The sequence below is a fragment of the Pedobacter sp. GR22-6 genome, from assembly GCF_037402555.1.
Lineage (GTDB): Bacteria > Bacteroidota > Bacteroidia > Sphingobacteriales > Sphingobacteriaceae > Pedobacter.
The window spans coordinates 783,940-807,518 of record NZ_JBBEUC010000002.1; the positions used below are offsets into that span (position 1 = coordinate 783,940).

Annotated in this window: 14 protein-coding genes and 1 tRNA gene; 13 read left to right on the top strand and 2 right to left on the bottom strand. The window is 42.0% G+C overall.

Annotated features, from left to right (window positions below; all coding sequences use genetic code 11):
- Nucleotides 1-2 precede the first annotated feature (2 nt).
- The 7 genes from hscB to WAE59_RS10945 all read left to right on the top strand — a co-directional run bounded on the left by hscB (nt 3) and on the right by WAE59_RS10945 (nt 8,942).
- Nucleotides 3-536 carry a Fe-S protein assembly co-chaperone HscB gene (gene hscB, locus WAE59_RS10915; RefSeq protein WP_337855994.1) on the top strand — a complete coding sequence of 178 codons (534 nt, stop codon included), beginning with the start codon at nt 3-5 and terminating at the stop codon, nt 534-536.
- Nucleotides 537-562: 26 nt separating this feature from the next.
- The gene (locus WAE59_RS10920; protein ID WP_337855995.1) at nt 563-853 is read left to right on the top strand and encodes a DUF3817 domain-containing protein; all 291 of its coding nucleotides are present in this window, start codon (nt 563-565) and stop codon (nt 851-853) included.
- 54 nt (nt 854-907) lie between these two features.
- Nucleotides 908-987: transfer RNA gene (locus WAE59_RS10925), tRNA-Leu, on the top strand.
- Between the two features lie 372 nt (nt 988-1,359).
- Nucleotides 1,360-4,704 (top strand): gliding motility-associated C-terminal domain-containing protein, encoded by a 3,345-nt coding sequence (locus WAE59_RS10930; RefSeq protein ID WP_337855996.1) that lies wholly within the window; start codon nt 1,360-1,362, stop codon nt 4,702-4,704.
- Between the two features lie 357 nt (nt 4,705-5,061).
- The gene (locus tag WAE59_RS10935) at nt 5,062-6,453 is read left to right on the top strand and encodes an alkaline phosphatase (protein WP_337855997.1); all 1,392 of its coding nucleotides are present in this window, start codon (nt 5,062-5,064) and stop codon (nt 6,451-6,453) included.
- A gap of 118 nt (nt 6,454-6,571) precedes the next feature.
- Nucleotides 6,572-8,212, top strand: a complete 1,641-nt coding sequence (locus WAE59_RS10940; RefSeq protein ID WP_337855998.1) for an ABC-F family ATP-binding cassette domain-containing protein — start codon at nt 6,572-6,574, stop codon at nt 8,210-8,212.
- 34 nt (nt 8,213-8,246) lie between these two features.
- Complete coding sequence (locus WAE59_RS10945; protein ID WP_337855999.1) at nt 8,247-8,942, top strand: hypothetical protein; 696 nt, start codon at nt 8,247-8,249, stop codon at nt 8,940-8,942.
- A 19-nt stretch (nt 8,943-8,961) separates the two neighbouring features.
- Here WAE59_RS10945 and WAE59_RS10950 read toward each other — a convergent pair whose 3' ends face one another.
- The gene (locus tag WAE59_RS10950) at nt 8,962-9,411 is read right to left on the bottom strand and encodes a DinB family protein (protein WP_337856000.1); all 450 of its coding nucleotides are present in this window, start codon (nt 9,409-9,411) and stop codon (nt 8,962-8,964) included.
- Between the two features lie 264 nt (nt 9,412-9,675).
- Here WAE59_RS10950 and WAE59_RS10955 point away from each other — a divergent pair, with 264 nt between their 5' ends.
- The 3 genes from WAE59_RS10955 (at nt 9,676) to map (ending at nt 13,359) form a co-directional block, all read left to right on the top strand.
- Nucleotides 9,676-10,743, top strand: coding sequence for a glycosyl hydrolase family 18 protein (locus tag WAE59_RS10955; RefSeq protein ID WP_337856001.1), 1,068 nt, complete (start codon nt 9,676-9,678; stop codon nt 10,741-10,743).
- 80 nt (nt 10,744-10,823) lie between these two features.
- Complete coding sequence (locus WAE59_RS10960) at nt 10,824-12,506, top strand: S1 family peptidase (protein ID WP_337856002.1); 1,683 nt, start codon at nt 10,824-10,826, stop codon at nt 12,504-12,506.
- A 55-nt stretch (nt 12,507-12,561) separates the two neighbouring features.
- The gene (map, locus tag WAE59_RS10965) at nt 12,562-13,359 is read left to right on the top strand and encodes a type I methionyl aminopeptidase (RefSeq protein WP_337856003.1); all 798 of its coding nucleotides are present in this window, start codon (nt 12,562-12,564) and stop codon (nt 13,357-13,359) included.
- Between the two features lie 189 nt (nt 13,360-13,548).
- On the opposite strand, the gene WAE59_RS10970 is transcribed toward map, so the two are convergent.
- A complete protein-coding gene (locus tag WAE59_RS10970) occupies nt 13,549-17,613 on the bottom strand; it encodes a hybrid sensor histidine kinase/response regulator transcription factor (RefSeq protein ID WP_337856004.1) in 4,065 nt (1,354 codons plus the stop codon).
- Between the two features lie 239 nt (nt 17,614-17,852).
- Between WAE59_RS10970 and WAE59_RS10975 the strand changes: the two genes are divergently transcribed.
- From WAE59_RS10975 to WAE59_RS10985, 3 genes are read left to right on the top strand one after another with little or no spacing between them, the layout of a single operon-like run.
- A complete protein-coding gene (locus tag WAE59_RS10975) occupies nt 17,853-20,789 on the top strand; it encodes a SusC/RagA family TonB-linked outer membrane protein (protein ID WP_337856005.1) in 2,937 nt (978 codons plus the stop codon).
- A 17-nt stretch (nt 20,790-20,806) separates the two neighbouring features.
- Complete coding sequence (locus WAE59_RS10980) at nt 20,807-22,429, top strand: RagB/SusD family nutrient uptake outer membrane protein (RefSeq protein ID WP_337856006.1); 1,623 nt, start codon at nt 20,807-20,809, stop codon at nt 22,427-22,429.
- Nucleotides 22,430-22,441: 12 nt separating this feature from the next.
- The gene (locus WAE59_RS10985) at nt 22,442-23,569 is read left to right on the top strand and encodes a SusE domain-containing protein (RefSeq protein ID WP_337856007.1); all 1,128 of its coding nucleotides are present in this window, start codon (nt 22,442-22,444) and stop codon (nt 23,567-23,569) included.
- Nucleotides 23,570-23,579: the final 10 nt, after the last annotated feature.

Consider the following 23,579-nt stretch of genomic DNA (forward strand, 5'->3'; position numbering starts at 1 on the left):
CCATGACCGATTATTTTGAGTTTTATGGCTTACCGCTAAGTTTTCAACCTGATGTGGCTTTCATAAAGCAACAGTTTTACGCTTTGAGTAAAAAGTATCACCCTGATTTTTACATCAATGAAAGTGAGGAGAAGCAGGCTGAGGTATTGGACATGAGCACCGTCAATAATAAAGCTTATCAGGTGTTATCAGATCCTCAGAAGCGCTTGAATTACATACTTGAACTGAAAGGTCTAATAGAAGAAGGAGAACATTACGTATTGCCCCAAAGCTTTCTGATGGATATGATGGAAGTAAATGAGGCACTCATGGATCTGCAGTTTGAGCCGGATGCTGAGCGTTTAGCAGCGCTTAAACTGGAAATTGGAGAGCTTGAAGTGGGTATTTCTGATGAGATAGGTAAATTGACAACCGGATTTGAGTCTAAATCGGCGGATGAGCAAGGGGCGGCGCTTTTGGCTGTGAAAGACCTTTACTATAGAAATAAATACTTATTGAGAATCAGGGAGCGTCTGACGAAGATTGCTGCTGAATAACTGGCCTTGAGGCCTAATGAATAGATATGGATACTTTGTCGTTGTTTAGAAAAATTGCTGTTGCGGAAGGACTATCTTACGTTTTCCTTGTGTTCATTGCAATGCCCCTGAAATATTGGGCGGACATGCCTTTGGCTGTAAAATATACAGGATGGGCACACGGGCTTTTATTTATGCTTTATATTGTGTTTCTGATCATGGCATGGGTAGAATACAAATGGAGCTTTAAAAAGGGAGTGCTTTTTGGCGGTGCTTCGTTGATCCCATTTGCGCCATTTTGGGTGGACAAACAATTGAAAGAAGAAAAATTGAAATAATATTTGCGAGTTAAATTCTAATCGATATCTTTGCAACCCGCAAACGAAGGAAATGCCCGGATGGCGGAATTGGTAGACGCGCTGGTCTCAAACACCTGTGGGAAACCGTGCCGGTTCGACTCCGGCTCCGGGTACTTGCCGGAAAGATAGTTTTTCGAAACATTCTTTCCGGTTTTTTTATGATCTAAATCCTTGTTTATCAAATAGATTGGGTGTCATGCCTATTGTAGAGCAGGCGATAAAATATAGTTTTGTATTTCTATACAGTTTTATATTTATTTCATCAGCAACCGCATCCTTATTCAGATTATTTCGGATCATTAATAATATCGATAGTCTATAGACTACATACACGGATAACTAATAGCACATTTATCCTCCTTTTCCTTAGATTGAACTCTGTTAATTTCTATCTTTTTATTCCATTTGTTCAAATTAAATTGCAAATTTAACAATCTATGCTTCGCTACTCATTTTTGCTTACCTTTCTATTTGCTGCATTAAATATGAAAGCAGCTATTTTTACAGTTACAAGTGGTGCAGATAGCGGTTCAGGAACGTTAAGAGAAGCATTAAATTTGGCAGCTGCAAATGGCACTACAGAAACTGATTATGTTTATTTTGCGCTAACGGCTGGTAAAATTAGTACTACAAGTCCATTAATTTTATCCTCTTCTTTGGTGATAGATGGCACAAGTTTTCCTGGTGCCAAACTGGGTGTTTCCGATGCCAAAGTTACCATAGAAACCCTAAATGAATATCTTAGCAATCAGACGGGCGCCTTTAATGGTACAAACATCAATCATGTAGAAATTTACGGTCTTTGTTTTTCAAATTTCAACGCCGCCCAAAGAGGAATAAGAACAATCAACATCACAGGCAGTGCAGACATTACCATTGGGGGTGTAGGGAAAGGAAACATATTTCTTCTTTGCGACTATGATATCTATATGCTCAGAACCAATAGAATTAAAATTTCATCGAATTGGTTTGGTATTACGGCAGATAAAACCAATGTAGTGGGAACTGCTTTTGGCGGTACGGTTGATCTTCGCTTATGTGACAACATCATCTTAGGCGGAGAAACAAAGGCGGAAGGAAATTCATGGGGCTTCAGAAACTATGGTGTCCATATTTCTGGAGTTAACCCAGCTACGCAAGCTGTAGAAAGTGTAGGTGAGCTTTGTAAAGTTAAAAACAATAACTTCGGTACAGAGGGACTTCCTTCCGGAATAGGCAGCCCTAATAATTTTCAAGATTTTAAAAGAATCGAAATTGTTGGCAACAATGTAGTTTTGAGTGGTGGGTTCAGCTTGAAAAACATCTCCACGTCTGGGCTGATACAAGGCAATAGGTTAGGATTAAATAGTGACATGACCAAAGCGTATTGCTACTCAATGATTGAATTGCAAAATTGCAACAATATCAGAATTGGTGGTAAAAATCTAGGTGAGGCTAATGTAATGGCTTACCGCGTAAATTTTGGATCTGGAACCAGTGGGATATATGCTAGTGATTGTGGCGATGTAGTGATAGAAAGAAATTCCATATATTGCGTTTCTACTGCACCCATTTTATACAGTTCGCTTAACTCAAGGGTAGAGATACCTAAAATAGAAATTTTAGGCTATAACAATGGCATTATAACAGGTACTGCAACCCCCAATGCCGAAATAGAAGTTTTTTCAGATGGAGAATGTTTGCAATGTGAAGCAAAAGCATACTTAGGTACTACCTTCGCCGCAGCGAATGGGACTTGGTCAATAGCGGTAGCCAATAGTACAGGTTTTACCGCTTCTGCAACCTTAAACAATAGAACTTCACAGTTTTTAGGCCTAAGCGTAAACTTTGGCAATGTAGTTACTAACAAATCCACATGTGGCCTAGCAAATGGGTCGATCACAGGTATTCAAGTTGCCGGAGCTACTAAATATGAATGGTTAGATGCGGATAATAACAACATTGGAGGCAACCTGGATATTTCAAATCTTAAAGCAGGTACATACGCTTTTACTGCTTATATGGGGCCTAATTGCAAGACGGAAAAACGTTTCTTTAACATTCTTGACGCACAACCCAAGATAGAAGATAGGTTCATTTCAAAGATAGACGCTAGTTGTAATGACGAAAATGGGTCTATCAACGGATTATCATTAATTAATGCAGGCAATTACGCCATCAGATCATTAACCTGGACAAATGAGCTAAACGAAGTAATGGGTAATACGCTGTCTATCGCAAAATTAAAGGCAGGCACTTACACTTTAAAAATCGTAACGACAGATGACTGTGAAATGGTTTATGGTCCGGTACAGATCAAAAGCATCGGCGCCCCATTTATAGATGATTCAGCAATTGAAGTTACTCATTCTAATTGTTCATCAGCCACAGGAAGTATTAAAAAAATTAGCGTAACAGGTATTGGAGCAATTAGCTATAAATGGAGAAATGAAAAACAAGATATAGTTGGTTACACTAAAGATCTTATAGGTATGCCTGCAGGTAAATATCAACTCGAAGTTAAGGATGAAAGTGTATGTACATCTATTACCACCTATTCTATTCCCGAATTAAATAGCATTGACCTTAATGAGGAAGCTGTACAAGTAAGCAATGCTAGCTGCGCAGAAAACGACGGTAAGATTGGCAACATTAGCGCTTTTTCTACAGACGCCAACTTCACTTACCAATGGTTTGATGAAACCAATACCCTCGTTGGCAATGCCCCGCAACTGCTTAACGCCAAACCAGGGATTTATCACCTAAGAGTAGCTAACAGTACCTGTTTTAAGGACAGCAAAAGATATATCATTAAAAATCAGGTGTCTACTGTTTATCCGGTTTTTGCCTTTTCAAAATCTTCTGCTTCTTGTAATTTGGATAATGGAAGCATCAGCATAATACCTGGACCAAGTGCTCCATTCATCAAAGCCATGAAGTGGGTAGGGCCAACCGGATCAATAATTGGAGATACGCCCGAAATTACAGGTTTAAAAGATGGTGATTATGATTTATATCTTACAGATATTAATGGCTGCGAAAGTTTCTACCAAAAATATAGCATTGATCGAATAGAGCCGCTTGATGTCAGTATCAACAATGCAGGGATTGAAATGGATAAATGTGAAAGTGGAAAGGCCGCCGTAACTATGCTTACAGTTACTGGTGGGGTAAGACCCTATACTTATGAGTGGAAAAATGAATTTAACGTAAAGGTTAGTAATGAGTTGGTTTTAACTAAAGTGAAACAGGGCTCTTACACTTTAACAGTTACTGATGCCAGTGGCAATAACTGTAATACCGCAAGTGCAACGGTTGTTATTTCAAATATCAATGAAGCGCCACCTATGCCAATTGTAGAATCTGTAAATATTTGCGCATTAGGGGAGTCAACGATTATTGCCGCAAACATTACAACTGGAACTTATAGATTATATGATGACCTGTATGCCGTTAACCCAATCGCAATCAATAAAACAGGCGTGTTTAACTTAAATATCAAAGATAACAAAACACTGTACATGACTTATGCTTTTGCCGAGTGTGAGAGCGAAAGAACTCCCATACAAATTAAGCTAGTACAGGGTGGTATCGAGGCACCCAATGCCTTTAGCCCTAATGGCGATGGAATAAATGATAAATGGGTAATTAAAAACATAGAGAATTTTCCAAAAGCGAGGGTTACTATTTTTAATCGTTATGGTGCTGTGGTATTTACCGCTAACAACTATACTACTGCATTTGATGGAACAAAAGGTGGAGAACCTTTGCCCTTGGGTACTTACTATTATGTGATTAAACTAGGCGTTAATTGTCAAGAGATTAGTGGTAGTTTATTCTTGCTAAGGTAAATCTAAACATTAGATGAGTTAATATAGGCAACTTTATTGAAATCCAAATCATTAACAATGCAATTCCAATGGAGTTCGATATTTCAACGCTAAAGCCATTTGAACACTCCAATATAATGATAATTTTGCTTGACTTAAATCAAACTTTTGCAAATTAAGCACCTCATGAAAATCAGATTTTTCTTTGTTTCCTGTCTTTGATATGTCGGAAATCCTGGCTCAATATTAAATGTAGTGGAAGAAAAATGATCTGGTGTTGAGCCGTTGTTCCTTAAAGCATTGCATAATCTTAACATGATCGTAATGTCTTAGAATTATGTTTGTCGTTGAGACCTTCTGGGTTTTTGACAACATAAAATGAAAAGAAGAGATTTTTTTAAGAACAGTAGTCTACTGGTAGCAGGCACTGCATTGGCTCCTGTAACTTCTATAGCGGGAGAGCTGAGTAATCATGAAGATTTTGCAGGTAAGACTGCTAAGAATATCATTTTCCTGGTGAGTGACGGAATGAGTACAGGAACCTTGAATATGGCCGATCTATACCTGCGCCGGAAGGAGGGGCGGGTGAGCAATTGGATCTCATTGTACGAGCAGCAAAAAGGCAGGAGAGCATTTATGGATACGGCTTCTGCCAACGCCCTGGTGACCGACTCTGCTGCGGGCAGTTCAGCCTGGGGCGGTGGTGTTCGTGTCAATAATGGGGCATTAAATGTGGGACCAGATGGTACTTTGCATAAGCCTATTCTTCAAAAATTTAAAGCTGCGGGTAAATCGGTGGGTTGTGTGACAACAGTTCCAATTACACACGCCACACCTGCTGGCTTTTGTGTAAATAGTGATGCGAGAAGTGATCAGGATGGTATCGCGCTGCAATACCTTGATTTGCGTTTTGATGTGATGATGGGAGGTGGATCGGAATTTTTCAGTGCGGCAAAAAGGAAAGATAAGAAGGATGTATTGGGTCTTTTCAATCAGAAAGGATTTGCAGTACTGACCGATGCCGAACAAATGAGAAAAGGCTTGCCGGCTGACAAGCCGATATTGGGCATCTTTCATGAAGATGGTTTGCCATTTAGTCTAGACAGGTCACAGGATGCAGCCTTGGCAAAGAGTACTCCTTCATTGGCCGAAATGACTACCGCCGCAATTAACCAGATGAAGCACAATTCAAATGGATTTGTATTGCAGGTAGAAGGAGGTAAGGTAGATTGGGCCGCTCATTCCAACGATACCGCCGGACTGATCTATGACCAAATTGCTTTTGACGAAGCGGTAGGAGTGGCTTTGAAATTTGCGGATCAAAATAAAGATACACTTGTGATTATTACGACCGATCATGGTAACGCCAATCCGGGGCTGTTTGGTGATGACGAGAACTTTGACAAGATTCAGTCCTTTAAACAAACCAACGACCGTGTTCTGAGGAGCATCTCTCCCGGCGATACGGCAAAACAAGTGGTAGAGAAAATTGAAGCTGCTCAGAAACTGGTGATCAAAGAAGCTGAGGCAGCCTCTTTGCTGGAGCACTTTGTGAAGTTAGACGGCGAAGGTTTATATAATCCGAAAAAGCTTCCATTCAAATTACTGGCTGAGATTCAATATAAGTATACCTCAGTTGGATTTGCTTCTATGGGACATTCTTCAGATTATGTGGAACTGGCAATGTATGGTCCGGGTAGCGAGCAGTTGAAGCCATTTGTAAAGAATACAGATTTACATCATATGATGTTACAGGCCTGCGGAATCTAAAATTCTGGTGTATCTTTTACGGATTGGCAAAAGCCTCTGATGGAAATCAGAGGCTTTTCTGATTTCCGGATTTGTGCCAAATTCCATTATCTTTGCCGCAAATTTAATACCTGCAATCGTGATCAATGTAAATAACATCTCCGTTTCATTCGGCGGAACCACCCTCTTCAGCGACGTTACCTTTTCCATCAACGAAAATGATAAGATTGCCCTAATGGGCAAAAATGGCGCGGGCAAGTCGACAATTTTGAAGATTATCGCAGATGTAGCAAAACCTACTTCTGGAAATGTAACGGGGCCTAAGGATGCTGTGATTGCGTATTTGCCCCAGCATTTACTAACCCAGGATAAGCTAACTGTGTTTGAAGAAACTATGAAGGCATTTGAAGAGGTAAATCAGATGCAGACGGAACTTGATGAGCTGAATGAGCAGTTGACCATCCGTACAGATTACGATAGTGACGATTACATGAAACTGATCGAACGAGTATCTGAACTGAGCGAGAAATTTTATTCGATTGAGGAAGTCAATTATGACGCAGAGGTCGAAAAGGTATTAAAGGGTTTAGGTTTTGAACGTAAGGATTTTAATCGGCAGACTTCTGAGTTTTCCGGTGGCTGGCGTATGCGGATAGAACTTGCAAAGATTTTATTAAAGAAGCCTGATCTTATTTTATTAGATGAGCCTACTAACCATATGGATATCGAGAGTATACAATGGTTGGAAGATTTTCTGATCAATTCTGCAAAGGCAGTAATGGTAATCTCTCACGACCGTGCTTTTGTAGACAATATCACCAACCGTACGATCGAGGTAACTATGGGCAGGATCTACGATTACAAAGCAAAATACAGTCATTACCTGCAATTGCGTGCAGATCGGCGTGTACACCAGTTGAAGGCATATGAGGAACAACAACGGTTCATTGCAGATAACCAAGAATTCATAGACCGTTTTAGAGGGACTTATTCCAAGACCCTGCAAGTGCAGTCGCGTGTGAAAATGCTTGAAAAGCTTGAAGTCATAGAGATTGATGAAGTAGATACATCAGCTTTGCGACTGAAGTTTCCACCTTCACCACGCTCAGGTCAATATCCTGTGATGGTAGAAGAGCTGACAAAAACCTATGGTGATCATGTCGTGTTTGAGAAAGCTTCCATGGTGATAGAGCGTGGAGAAAAGGTAGCTTTTGTTGGTAGAAATGGTGAAGGGAAATCGACCATGATCAAAGCCATTATGGGTGAGATTGATTTTGATGGAAGCCTGAAAGTAGGGCACAATTCTAAAATCGGCTATTTTGCTCAGAATCAGGCTGCCTTACTGGATGAGAATTTAACCGTATTTGAAACTATAGACCAGATTCCATTGAGTGATGGCACCATAAAGATCAAAGACCTTTTGGGAGCCTTTATGTTTAGCGGAGATGATACTACTAAAAAGGTTAAAGTACTTTCCGGGGGGGAGAAAACCCGTTTGGCAATGATCAAACTTTTGCTGGAGCCGGTAAATGTATTGATCCTCGATGAGCCAACCAACCATTTGGATATGAAAACCAAAGATATCATCAAGGATGCGCTTAAAGATTTTGATGGTACCTTGATTTTGGTATCTCACGATAGGGATTTCCTTGACGGATTGGCCCAAAAAGTATTTGAGTTTGGAAACAAGCGTGTGCGCGAGCACTTTGAGGATATTAAAGGCTTTCTGGCTTACAAGAAAATGGATAGCTTAAAAGAGATTGAACAAATCAAAAAGTAAAAAGCTATTTTTGAATAGATTTAAATGTTTAGCTATGAAAAAGTGTCTTTTCTTATTCCTTTTGTTGTGCTCTTTTTCGGGCTTTGCTCAAAATAGAATCCCTGTACCTAACTACAAATATGTGCTGGTGCCCGAAAGGTTTAGCTTCCTGAAGGAAAAGAACCAATATAATTTAAATAGCCGGCTCAGAAGTTTATTAGAGGAGAAAGGTTATATCGCTTACCTGGATGATACTGATTTGCCTTCGGAGATTGCAAATAATAAATGCATTGCTTTGAGCGCGGAGTTGCTGGAAAAAAATAGCATGTTCAGTACAAACCTCACACTTGTGCTGAAGGATTGCAAAGGAAATATCATCGTTAAAAGTAAGGAAGGTAAAAGTAGGGATAAGGAATACAAGCCCGCTTATACATTTGCGCTAATGGATGCTGTAGGTTCTTTAGATAAAATTAGCCCTGATACTGCTGCAGCCGTCGCTACAGTGGTGCAAAATACACCGGATGCCCCAGTGGCAACTACTTTGTATGCACAACCAACCGTTACTGGTTTTCAGTTGATTGACAATACACCGAAGATCGTTCTAAGCCTTTTCAAGACTTCTGTCGCAAATTATTTCATTGCAGAGAAAGACAGTACAAAAGGAATTGTTTTCAAGAAAGACAACAATTGGTTTTTCGAATATTACAAAGACAACAATTTAATCACAGAAAACCTTTCAATTAAGTTCTAAAGTTTAAAGCACATTTATTTTAAAAGTCCAGGAGTCTCCTGTGGTAGTTGATTTGTCCCAAGTGATAAGACAGGTGTCCGGCGAGGTGTATCAGCATAAAGCCAATTGAACTTCCACCCTCCACAACCTTGATCAGGGGGTAATCAGTCTCCAGGTCGGAATCTGTTAAGGCGTCAAATGCAGCGTTTACAACAAGAATGGTCAGTTCAATTTTGCTGATCAGTTCCGGCTTTGGAACATTTTTTAACGAAAACTCGAGTGGCCTGTCTCTTACATAACCGGTTTGGCCCAGCTCAGCCCCTATATAGGTATTCAGGTTACCAATGAGATGCAAACAAAGGTTCCCTGCAGAATTGGCTACGCTTTTTTCAATCAGCCAGAGATTTTGCTCGTTTTTATATTGTTCTATTTCTGACTTTAACTTATTCAGTTCTCTGGTAAAGATGGATTGTAAGGATTCTTTTAACATAAATAATGGTTTCTGAAAAGCAAAGTTAATCAGAAATTCGGGCAGCAGGGTAAAGGCATGGCTGTAATAGTTTTGGTGCATCGAAATATCCAATATAATTTGTATTTCTGAAACAATCAATTATATTTGTGTACGTACACGATAGATTTAAATGCCTCCTTTAACTAAGCCGTTAATTTTTTAGTAGAATTTCCCCTTTCCTGAACTTAATTTACGTGTACGCTAACGCAATACATTCATCCATTCACTAAACTAAAACAAGAAATGAAAAAATTGAAAAGCTTATTGGTTATTCTAACCGTATTCTCGGTACTCTCCTGCAGTAAACGAGAGGGGGCGGAAGTTATTTCCGAAGGAAGTTCGAACGCGGAAGTAGCAAACGCTTCAGGAAGCCTGCAATCGGTAGTGACAAATCCCAACAAGGTCGTAATCGGATACATACCAGGTTGGGCAAGTAGTGTGTCAACATTAACCAATTCGATAGATTTCGGTATTGTGACGCATGTTAATCTAGCTTTTTTTGCGCCAAGTTCATCAGGCAGTATGATGTCAAACGGACAACCGCTTTTCAGCGATTTTGATGCTGCAGAAATCAATTATGTTGTTGCCAAGGCGCATGCACAAGGCAGAAAGGTGCTAGCTTCTTTAGGTGGTGGAGATCCTGATCCAAACGCTGGAAGTATCGCAGTACAGTTTCGTGCAGCTAACCGTACCAATTTCATCAACAACCTTTCTGATTTTGTTATTTATTTTAACCTTGATGGTATAGACATCGATGTAGAGGGTGGAACTTTAGATCAGATTAAAGCAGAGCAAAATTATGCACCCTTTGTGTCGGCCTTGAGAAACAAGATCAATCCGTTGGGGAAATTGGTTACAGCTGCAACCGCAGCATTTAATGGTGGAGAGATTCCAGCATCTTCCTATTCCTACCTTGATTTGATCAGCATCATGTCTTATGATAATGGTTGGGGTGGTACGGCAAATCACTCTTCTTATGATGCCGCTATACAGCATATTAATAAGTTTTTGACCTCTGGTGTTCCTGCTTCGAAATTGGTATTGGGTGTTCCGTTCTATGGTTATAAACCTACGGTTGGAACGGGCTACAAAGCCTGGAAAGAATTGCTTGCCCAATATGGCTCTGCCGTAGCCTACGTAGATACCTATGACGGTTATAAATACAATTGCATTACGGCAATAGAGGCGAAGACAAAATATGCTGCGCAAAACATCAAAGGGGTGATGATCTGGGAGCTGTCTCAAGACGTCAGCGGAAACTATAGCTTGTTGCAAGCGGTTGGGAGAAAGATTAACACTCCAGCACCATAAAAAATTGTCATCATCTTGTTACGCTGTGCCAATAAACCCTCCATTAAATTTTCAGTCTGAATTCAGACTAAGCAATTTATATGAAAGCATTTATACTCAGTTGTGTCACTGTGCTATTTTACAGCGTTATCGCGACAGGCCAAAGCAAGAGTTTGACTAAACTCCAGTCACAGGTTCAGGGTGCCATTGAAAAAGGGCACCCTGCAAGTGTGTTTATAGCTAATTACGATCCTCAGACAAAAAGGCCGTCTTCGGGACGTTTTAGCGGAGTGGTGATCGATGGCGAGGGCAGGATATTGACAGCTGCGCATGCCTGCTCCCCTGAAAAATATTATCAGGTGACCTTCCCTGATGGAAAACAGTATGTTGCAAGGGGGCTTGGTAGCATTAGCAGATTGGACGTCGCCATAATGAAAATCACCGAGGCTGGCAAATGGCCATATGCAGAAATGGGATGGTCCTCTTCGTTGAAGGTCAATGAACCTGTTGTGAGTATTGCTTACCCAGGTAGTTTTATACCACAACGGGAGGTGATTAGACTTGGCTATGTCGCACAGCTGGATGCTCAGCGCGGACGGAGGTTCAGAAGCACTTGTCTGATGGAGCCAGGTGATTCGGGAGGCCCTGTTTTTGATCTTTACGGTAGAGTTGTAGGCTTGCACAGCAGCATAGACAATTCTCTTGAAAACAATTATGAAATCCCGGTAGACTTCTACCGGAAATACTGGACAGCCTTACAAAAGCCTGTTGCCTATAAAGACTTGCCCTCAGAAGATGTCATTTCTGCGGATCCCTTGCTGGCCGGTAAAGCGGACATTGGGGATATGAAGCTCATCGCGGAAGGTATTCCAAAGTTAGAAACTAAGATGGAAGCAGCTGCCTTTAAAATCATTAGTGGTGATACACTTTCGGGTAAAACGATACTCGGTACGTTGATCTCACTTGATGGAATAAAGAGTAAGGATGACATTTTAGGCAAAAGTTATCTTTTAAGTAAGAATTCAATGGTTGCTGCAGACCCCAAAGTAGATTTAGGGAAGGGTAGGCTTATATCAGCAAAAATTGTGCATCGTGATCTGCAAAGTGACCTGGTATTGCTGGAATTGGGTGTGAAGCTAAAAAAAGGAATTAAGATTGGGAAGATTCCTACCGATACGCTAACCTTTAAGGATCTTGGCGCTCTACTGATTTCTCCACAGCCTGATAATGAGGGTGAATGGAGTGGTGTGTCCACTCAGCGATTCGATCTGAAAGGAATGTACAGTGCCGGTTATCTTGGTGCAGGAGTAGAGATCAAAGATGCCCGATTGGTATTGAGCATGGTTGCTCCGAACAGTCCTGCAAGTTTAGCAAAGCTGGAAGTCGGGGGACAGATTGTCAGTGTAAATGGCCTCTCCTTAGGCGATCCTGAGTCCTTTGTGAAAGCTGTTCAGAAGAACCAACCGGATGATATTTTGAAGTTAGTGGTCATGAAAAGCGACAAAGTAGATACATTAGCGATCAAATTGGGAAAGCGTCCGATGATAGCCTCTAATCACATTGCTGAAAAATTCACTGATGGAAAGAGTGAGCGTAGAGATGGCTTTGCCAATGCTTTTGTACATGACGCTAAGTTGAAGCCTACTGAGTGTGGAGGACCAGTTTTCGATATTTATGGTAAGTTTATGGGGATTAATATGGCCAGATATAGCAGAACGAGTAGTATTGCGGTAACTGTCGCAGAGATTAGAAAGTTTATTGAAGGTTGTGGCGTAGAGAATTAGAACCTATATTTCTTCATAGAATATCATTCACAAACTAATTGCTAAATTTGTATCGATGATTTTTTATAAGACAGATGAAGAAGTAGCGCTGATGCAAATCAGTGCGCGTTTGGTGAGCGAGACGCTTTCTGAAATAGCGAAAATATTACGCCCGGGTTTGGCAACTATTGAAATTGATAAACTGGCCAATGAATTTATTTTAGATCATGGTGCCGTGCCGTCATTTTTTAATTATAATGGCTTTCCTCACCATATTATCACATCCGTAAATGATGTAGTTGTACATGGTTTCCCTGGTAGTGAAACATTGAAAGACGGTGATATCATTTCTGTTGATGTGGGGGTGATTAAAAATGGCTATCATGGCGATCATGCTTATACTTTTGTCATCGGTGATGCTAGTGAAGAAATTCTAAAGCTGGTTCGCACCACTAAAGAGTCGCTCTATGTTGGAATAAATGAAGCTATCGCCGGTAAGAGATTGGGAGATATTGGTTTTGCTATTCAGCATCACAATGAAAAACAGGGGTATGGTGTGGTTAGAGATTTTGTGGGCCATGGCCTTGGTAAAAGCATGCACGAAGATCCACAAGTTCCTAATTATGGAAAAAGAGGGAGTGGACTACTGCTCAAAGAAAATCTGGTATTGGCAATAGAGCCGATGATTAACCTGGGGAAAAAAGATGTGTTTATTGAAAAAGATGGCTGGACCGTTCGGACGATTGATGGTAAACCTTCAGTCCATTTTGAACATGATGTTTGCGTAAAGAAGGGGAAAGCATTTATTTTATCCGATTATGGAATCATAGAAGCAGCCGAGCAAAATAACGTTAATCTTAAATTTTGTGGTTAGTAGAGCCTGGCAGATTTTAATTGAAAGCCAGCGCTTAGCAGATTTGTTCCGGCAATTAACAAAAGCCGGATACTTTAATTCCTAAAAAAGATAAGTTTGTTCCGTATTGATTAGCAACGCAATCAAGCAGGACATTAACACGCTTTTACCGGGAGGGCACCAAAAGGTGTCCTCTTCTGTTTGGCTGAGTTAAGTATTCCTTTCCTGGAGGTACTGACTTGGTGTTTTACCAAATTCTTTTTTAAATGCTTTGCTGAAGTAAGATTGGGTCTGGATGCCGACCCGGTACATGACCTCTGTCAGCAGGACATCTTCCTGGGTCATGATTTCCACAGCTTTTCTTAGCCTGATTGAGCGAATGAATTCACCAATCGGCTGTCCGGTAATGGTCTTTATCTTCTGATAGAGTTTTGTCCGGCTCATACCGATTTCGGAACAGAGAAATTCTATATCCATTTCAGGATTGACCAGGTGATCGTTGATAATTCCCAGTAATTTTTCCATAAACTCTCTATCCTTCGTAGAATGTACAAGTTCTATAAGTTCTGCCTGGTGGTCTTTCGAATAATGGTCTCTTAATTTTTGACGCTGCTCGAAAATATTCCTGATGTTGACTTGCAGCAGATTGATGTTGATGGGCTTACTGAAATAAAGATCAGCGCCTGATTCAGCACCTTCTATTTCTGCTTCTACACTGTTCTTGGCAGTAAGCATGATGAAAGGAATGTGACTTGTATCAATGTCCTCTTTCAACGCTTTGCAAAATTGCGTGCCATTCATTCCGGGCATCATGACATCACTGATCACCAGGTCTGGAAATTCTTCTTTTGCTTTTTGCAGTCCTTCGTAACCGTCTGCTGCTTCAGAGATGTGATAAGCCGGACTGAGGGTATCCTTTAAAAATGAACGCAGTTCTTCATTATCGTCTACAATAAGTATATGTTTATTGATGGTTGACCCCTCATTTGTGACAGGTTGTTCTATAGTGAGGATTTGGTCAGATTTATAGCTGATGCTCTCCAAACGGGTTCCGCCCTGTTCGCTGCTCTGTCCCCAGAGTTCATGGGCCTGATAATCTTCCCGGCTACAAGGCAGGCCAATGGTGATCTCTGTGCCTTGGTGCCGCTCGCTGGATACCTTTATAATTCCTTTATGGAGCATGGTCAGGCTTTTCACAAAGGCCAGGCCTACACCCGAGCCAAGGTGCGACTCCGTAATGCGGTAGTACCGTTCAAATAGGTGATCTATAGACTCTTTAGAGATCCCGATGCCATTATCTGTAACGCGAATATAAACATATCGTTTACCCTGATATTGACTGTTGATGTGCATTTGGTTTGCAAACATAGGCGGCAACTCGTTCATATTGTCTAAAATCTCCAACACAATCTTACCCCCGGGTTTGGTATACTTCAGGGAGTTGTTGATCAGATTAAGGACGATTTTTTCGATCACTTGCCTGTCAAACCAGGTGTCAGCAGGTTGTAGGGTGTTATTGACTTTAAAATCAATGTGTTTTTCCTCTGCCATCTCCGTAAATTCTTCAGCGACTTCGTCAATGAACAGGTTGATGTTGCCCTGGATTACTTTCAATTGTAGCGCTCCTGATTCAATTTTCCTAAAATCCATCAGTTCATTGATGAGGCTCAGCAGGCGGTTCGCATTGCGGTGTATGGTTTTGTAATAATTGAGGAAAGCCGCCTTGGAGTCTTCTTTTAGCAAGCGGTCTATCGGTCCCAGGATTAAGGAGAGGGGTGTTCTGAATTCGTGAGATATGTTGGTGAAGAACTGCAATTGGATCTGGTGCATCTCTTCTCTTTTTTGCTCTTCAAGTGCGCGAAGTTCCATTTTTCTTTTAAAGCTCAACAGAGCGTAAGCAATGCTGATGACCGTGGCTGCGATGAACAGCCTAAACCACCAAGTGGCCCAGAATGGTGGTGAAATGTGGATGTTGATCGTGGTTCCCGTAGTATTCCAATTGTTATCGTTATTGGATGCTTTTACCCTAAATACATAATCGCCGGGGTCCAAATTGGTGTAGAATGCCTTTGTCGTATTGCCCGTATAGTTCCAGTCATTGTCTAAGCCCTCCAACTTATAAGCATACTTATTGTTCTCAGGAGCGGTATAATTTAGTCCTGCAAAACTGAAAGAGAAAGTCGACTGCCTATGTGTAAGTTCGATGTCTTTGGTAAAGCTGATGTCTTGATCCAACGGAGAATCCTTCGTGCCTGGAAGTATCTTGTTATTGAAGATTTGAAATTCTGTGATGTACACAGGAGGAATAAAGTGATTGGTCTTTATTGCGGCAGGGAAGAAATAATTGAAACCATTTACTCCGCCAAAGAACATTTCACCTCTTTTCGTTTTCAAGAAGGCGTTTGCTTCAAACTCTTGACCTTGCAAGCCGTCAGCCTGATTGTAGGAGCTTGATTTCAATGTTTCGGGATTAAATTTGGTAAGGCCTCTTGTGGTCGCTATCCAGAAGTTGCCTTGCTCATCTTCGGTAATGCCTTTAATGAAATCAGTGGACAGACCAGCTTTATCGCTATAGATCGAGAAGCTGTTTTTTACCGGATTGAATAGGTACAAGCCAGCTTGTCCAATCCATAATCTCTTTTTACTATCAATGAAAATAATACGTAGATCTGGTCGCTTTTCTTCATCCAGAAAGTAATGTTTGAAAACCTTGGTGTTCAAATTGTAACAGTTTAGTCCACCATCATCCGTCCCGATCCAGAGGTTCTGGTATTGATCTTCCACAATCGATATGATGTTTTCGCCACTTATTTTGGTATTGCCAGCGCCCTGAATCAGGCGTGTGAATTTTTTGCTGGCCCGGTCCAGCAGATTGAGCCCTCCGTAGTAGGTTCCTACCCATAGCTGGCCTTTGCTGTCTTCAAATGTCTTCTGGACATAATTGGAGGAGATAGAGAAGGGGTTTAAAGGATCATTGGTAAATCTGGTAAATGTCCCCGTTTGTCGGTTCATCAAATTTAGACCTCCTGCCCAGGTACCAATCCAAAGTTGTTGATACTGATCTTCGGTAATGTTTAATACAGCATTAGATCCCAGGCTTTCAGGTCGAAAGGGGTCAAATTTATAATGTTTGAATCGCTGACTGGTCCTGTTGTAGAAATTTAGTCCACCGCCATCTGTCCCGATCCAAAGGTTGCCATCCTTGTCTTCATGAAAGGCTTTTACATCATTGTAACTTAAGCTATTTTTATTGAGTTCCTGCTGGACCAGGTTGAAGCGTTCAGAACCGGGTGTATAAAGGTTCACGCCCCCACGGTGGGTTCCAACCCAAAGGTTATCCTGTCTATCCCGGAATATAGCCGACACGGTTCTCTGCGACAGACTCGATGAGTTACCGGGCTCATACTGGTAATTTTTAAACGTATTTGTACGGGTATTGAAATGGTCCAGCCCCCCGTTTATGCTACCAATCCAGAGGTTCTGTGCTTTATCTACAATGATCGACCGTACCAGGTCACTACCCAGACTATTGCTGTTTTTTTCCTGGTGTTTATATAAACGAATGTTATGCTCGGCAGGGTGATAGGCAATCATGCCCTGTTCTTCGGTGCCCAACCATAAAGTGCCATCAGCTGATTCTGCGATTACACGCAGGTTATAATTCGAAAGCCCTGAGATGCCAGAAAAGGCAGATTTTTTAGGATCAAGCCGGTACAGCCCCTTTTCTGTAGCAATCCACAAATTTCCTTTTTTGTCTGTATGAATATCATTAGCGTAATAGTTGAAATGACGGATGGCCCCGGTCTTTTCATTTACATAATCAAGCGGTCCACCTGCAGTTGCAATCCATAGTCCGTCTCCATATTCCTCTATCGCCCGAATGTCGTTGCTGCCCAATGACTTTTTATCATTGTTTTTCTGGGAATAGCGTTGAAATCTGTTGTTTTCCGGATCGAATCGGTTTAATCCATTTGAAGTGCCTATCCAAAGTTTTTTATTTTTATCTTCATAGATGTGGCGGATAAAGTTGTCAGACAAAGTGTTCGTATCTTTACGTGTTCTGTAGACTGTGATCTGTTCGCCATCGTACTTGTTTAAGCCATCGCGTGTACCAAACCAAATGAATCCCCGATGGTCTTGCAGTATGCATTCTATGGTACTGTTGGAAAGTCCGTTATTCAGACCGATGTGCTTAAATTTTAGATTCTGCGGATGAGCAGTCTTACAGGTAAGTACCAGTACAATTAACAGAACAGTTTTAAAGAATGAACTCATTAGATGTGCATACAGTTACTTGGTTGGATTTTCTATAAAGTTAGCAGAAATTGGGACTCAAGCGCCCTCCTCGGCCATTTTTTTACGTAGGTGGTACATTAAAATGATAAATAGAACAAAAAATAAACACGATAGCACAAATGAAAAAGAGGAATAAGCTTTTCATTTGTACCAGTAAATAAACAACCAAATACTGTATGCGAATTTCTACATTTAGTATTAAGCTCAGCTTATCGTTGATGCTTTTTCTTTTAACCACAGCAGCGCTTCAGGCACAACAACCGGTTACCGTTACAGGTACCGTAAAAGCCGTATCAGATAACCTGGGAATTCCAGGTGTCAGTGTAGTGCTTAAAGGCACTAAAATTGGTGCAGTGACCGGACCTGATGGCGGTTTCTCTATTAAAGTTCCTGCCGGAACCGGGATTTTACAATTTAGTTTTGTAGGCTATAAAACTCAGGAAGTAAACATTCCAGCATCTCATGTTTTAAATATCTCGCTAGTCGATGATGCCGCAGCGTTAAGTGAAGTTGTGGTGGTCGGTTATGGTACCACCAGGAAGCAGGATCTCACAGGTTCCATCGCTGTAGTTTCTGCCAAAGACTTTCAAAAGGGCAGTATCACCACGCCCGAACAAATGCTTTCTGGTAAAGTATCGGGAGTATCCATTACTTCCAACAGTGGTCAGCCTGGTGCTGGAAGTACCATCCGCATCAGGGGAGGGGCGTCACTGAGTGCCAGTAATGATCCTCTGATCGTGATTGATGGAGTGCCATTGGATAATACAGCCATGTCTGGTGCTTCCAATCCCCTGAGTTTTATCAATCCAAACGACATAGAGTCCTTTACGGTATTGAAAGATGCGTCTGCCGCAGCTATTTATGGTGCACGAGCAGCAAACGGCGTTATTATCATCACAACTAAAAAAGGGCTGAGTGGAGATCTGAAGGTTGGCTTCTCATCAGTGAATTCTTTATCGAGGATTATTGCGAAAGCAGATGTGCTTACTGCAGATCAGATTCGCGAAATTGTGAATGCCAGCGGCACGGCAGCTCAAAAAGCCCAATTGGGTACTTTCAATACAGACTGGCAAGACCTGATTTATCAGGATGGTTTGGCTACTGACAACAATTTAAGTTTCAGCGGCGGCGTAAAGGGCTTACCTTACCGTCTTTCCCTCGGCTATCAGAACCAAAGAGGTATCTTAAGAACTGATGAGTTGGAGAAAACTTCAGCTGCGATTGTATTAAATCCAACATTTTTCGATAAGCACCTGAAAGTAGATATCAACCTAAAAGGAAGTATGCAGCAAACCAGGTTTGCGAATACCGCTGCTATCGGCGCTGCACAGAGCTTTGATCCCACACAGGCAGTTTATACCAATAGACCCGATTATAACGGTTATTGGGAATGGTTGGACAATACCACGCCAAGTGGACTGGTCAATTTGGTGGGTAGAAATCCGGTAGGTCTCCTGGAGCAAACAGAGAACCGCTCTAATCCCTTGAGGAGTATCGGTAACATCCAGTTCGATTACAAATTCCACTTCCTTCCGGAACTGCGTGCAAACCTCAACGCTGGTTATGATATCGCCAATGGAAAAGGAACGACGTATGTCAACCCTACGGCGGCCATTAATTTCAATGAAAAAGGATATAATAACCAATACAGGCAAACCAGGAATAACACGGTACTCGATTTTTACCTAAATTATGTGAAGGAATTTCCTTCCTTCAAGAGCAGGATCGATGCAACGGCTGGTTACTCTTATAACAATTACCTGACCACTGCCTACAACTACGCCAGCTATAATGGCTACGGAGAGAAAGTGGTCAATTCTGATCCTGCCTTTCCATACAATAAACCTGAAAACCGGTTGATCTCATATTTCGGCCGCTTAAACTACAGTTACGATGACCGCTTCCTGTTAACGGCTACTGTACGTCGTGATGGTTCCTCCCGCTTTTCTTCTGAATTCAGAAATGCAGTATTTCCATCTGTAGCACTCGCCTGGACGCTAAAAAATGAAGCCTTTTTGAAGGATAGCAAAACGCTGTCTGCTTTAAAACTTAGGATCGGTTATGGCGTTACTGGTCAACAGGACGGAATAGATAATTATGGTTATCTGGCTACTTACGGCTACAGTACACCAACTACCTCGTATCAGTTTGGCAATACATTCTACCAGATGTACCGTCCTACGGCGTACATTTCCAATATTAAATGGGAGCAGACGGCGACAACGAATGTGGGTATTGATGCCGGATTTTTGGACAATAGAATTTCAGGAACCCTGGAACTGTATCAAAAGAAAACCAGCGATTTGTTGAACCGCGTGCCTCAGCCAGCGGGGACTAATTTCTCAGCCTCGGCTGTGGTCAACGTAGGTAGTATGGAAAATAAAGGTGTGGAGATGACACTAAATTTTGTGCCTTTGAAAAGTACAGATCTCAACTGGGATTTCAGTCTTAATGCCACATACAATAAAAATACCATCACAAACCTGACTGTAGTGCCTAACGATGCCAACTATATCGGCCTTCCCGGAGGAGGAATTGCCGGAGGTGTTGGCGGACAAAATGCATTGATCAGTTCAGTAGGAATGAGCAAAAATCTATTCTACCTTTTCGAACAGGTTTATGACCAGTCGGGCAAACCAATTGAAGGTGTATACGTAGATCAAAACGGTGATGGCATCATCAACGAAAATGACCTCAACAGGGGTAAACCTGCCGATCCCCAGCTTTTCCTGGGTTTCAGCAATAACCTAAGCTACAAACAGTGGAACCTTAGCTTTACGGTGAGGGCCAATCTGGGTAATTATGTATACAACAACGTAAGCAGTCAGACCGGAAACCTTGCGCAGATCAAAGGAGCAGCAAACCTGCTCAATGCCAATCCGAGCTATCTGACTACGAATTTCAATACACAACAGCTGTTTAGCGATTACTACGTTGAAAACGCTTCTTTCCTGAAAATGGACAACATCAACATAGGCTATCGCTTTGGCAAGGTCTTCAAAACGGCAGCGGCGCTTCAGTTGAACGCAAGTGTACAAAATGTCTTTACCGTCACGAAATATAGTGGACTGGACCCTGAAGTGGCAACTGGTATCGACAATAACATTTACCCAAGACCAAGGGTGTTTTCTCTCGGTTTAAACCTTAATTTTTAACCTTAGTGATCAAGAAGATGAAGGATTTTAAGACAACATACGGGACATTGAAAGTAGCTTTGCTTGCTTGCTTTGCGATGCTGGCAACAGCCTCCTGCAATAAATTAGATTTAACACCCACCAATGACCTCACTGCTCAGGATGTATTTGATAGTCCACAGGGCTACAAGCAGGCTTTGGCTAAAGTCTATGGCGCTTTTGCCTTAACCGGGAATGCGACTACGGGGCAGCAGGATATTCCGGTGGAAATCATCAAAGATGAAGGAAACTCCGATTTCCTCCGTTTGTACTGGAACTTGCAGGAACTTACTACTGACGAGGCAGCGTGGTCATGGCAAAGTGATGCCGGTATCCAGGGTTTACACGAGCTCAGCTGGGGATCGGTTAATTCCATTATCAACGGTCTCTACTACCGCTCTTATTACCAGATTACGGTATGCAACAATTTTATCAATGAGTCCTCGGACGCTAATCTCTCTAGGAGAGGAATTAGCGGCGCTGATGCCGATAATATACGTTTGTACCGTGCCGAAGCACGCTTTTTGAGGGCCTATCAATACTGGGTATTGATGGATTTGTACGCCAATCCACCGATGGTAACCGAAAATACGGTCATTGGAGGGAAGGACCTTCCAAAACAAATCCAGCGTAAGGACCTGTTCGTCTACATAGAATCGGAACTGAAAGCACTCGAAAACGACCTTGCTGCGGCAAAAACAAATGAATATGGTAGGGCCGATAGGGCAGCCGCCTGGGCTTTATTGTCGAGATTATACCTGAATGCGGAGGTATATACAGGCACAGCCAGGTATACTGACGCCATTACCTATTGCAACAAAATCACCGCTGCAGGATATGCCCTTCATAACAATTATAGGGAACTGACCATCGCAGACAATCACCTCAATACAGACGAAAATATCCTGACCATCAATTACGACGGTACAAGTACACAGAATTTTGGTGGGACTACCTACTTAATGCATGGTCCTGCTGCGGTACCTGCTGATGTTTCCGGATCAAATGGAAACTGGGGCGGACTGAGGATCACACAGAACTTTGTCAACCTTTTTGCGGACAAAACAGGTGCTACAGATACCCGTGCGCAATTTTATACCGCCGGACAGACTATGGAGATGACGGATTTGTATTTGTCTACTGCTGGCTACAGTACCACGAAATACAGGAATAAAACCAGGTCAGGTGGGCCGGCTCCGCATCAGGATGCCGCAAAGGATTTTTCAGATATCGATTTTCCATTGTTCCGTTTGGGAGAAACTTACCTCACTTACGCAGAAGCCGTATTGCGGGGAGGAACGGGTGGAAGCCTAAATGTTGCATTGGGATATATCAATTCATTGCGTACCCGTGCATACAATGGCAGTACCGCCGGAAATGTTGGAAGCACCGCGTTATCGCTTGATTTCATCCTGGATGAAAGAGGCCGGGAACTTTATTACGAAGCAGTAAGACGTACTGACCTGATCCGTTTTGGTAAATTTACCACCTCCGCCTATTTGTGGGCATGGAAAGGCGGTGTAAAGGCAGGTGCGTCGGTTGCAAACAAATACAACATATTTCCACTGCCACCATCGGATTTGTCGGCGAATCCAAACCTAATCCAAAATACTGGTTATTAATCTCATTAGATCATGAAACAATTCATCAATAGTTTTTTATTTCTCCTGATTAGCGTCTTTATCCTAAGTGGTTGTAAGAAGGAAGAAAGTCAGAACGTGATCGCTGTTCCATCGGCTTCCACATTAGCTTTTAAAAGCTCTGTGAGTACCGTCGCGCTCACAGAAGCCGTAGCAGCCAATAAGGTAGTTACTTTCAGCTTCAGTGCACCAAATTATGGGGTTCAAGTTGTACCCACCTATACCCTGCAATTTGATTTGCCTTCAGATACCTCGGGCGCCAATGCCTGGGCCAATGCGGTGGATATAAAATTGTCGGGTGACAGTCTGCATAGGGCGTTTCTCGGGAAGGAACTGAATACCATCCTTGCAGCACAACTATTGGTGCCAATAGGAGTGAACAGTACCATTGCCGTTCGCTTGAAAACCGATCTTAACCAGAATACCGGTTTAGCGACTAATGTGAAGCCTATTTATTCTACGCTGACCATGGTGGTAAATCCATACCGCTCTTATATCGAATATCCGGCATTGCTGGTAGAGGGTGCTAACTCCTGGAAGACACCAGCTACGCGTACCAACGGTTATTTGTTGGCCTCTTCAAAATTCAATGCCAAATATGAAGGCTTCCTGAATTTGCCGAATGCAGATGGTTGGGGCGGCGACGGATTTAAACTGGTTTCTACTACGGATGCTAAAAAATATGGCTGGGGAAGCAGTGCGACTACAATTAAGGTGGTAACAAGTGCCGGAGATGGTGGTTTATGGCTTACACCCGCACCAAACTATATGAAAGTCAATGTAGATCTGGATGCCCTTACAGTTGCTTATACGCCGGTTAAGTTTTATGTCACGGGTGAAGATAATGGATGGAGCGTATCAGCTACGCCGATGATTTACAATGCCGCGACCGGTGTTTGGGTAGCCTCAAATGTTGCACTAACGGCAGGTAAGTCTTTCCAATTTACCGCTAATGGTAGTTATGAGATTGGCTATAAGCTGGATAAAGAAGGTGGTGTGCTTGCGTTCGCCGGAGCGCCTACCTGGGGTGGAGTTAATATTCCCGTTGCCAAAACGGGAGTGTTTACCGTAACACTTGACATGAGCGGTGGAGAAGGAAATTATACGTATTCAGTTAAATAACATTTAAATA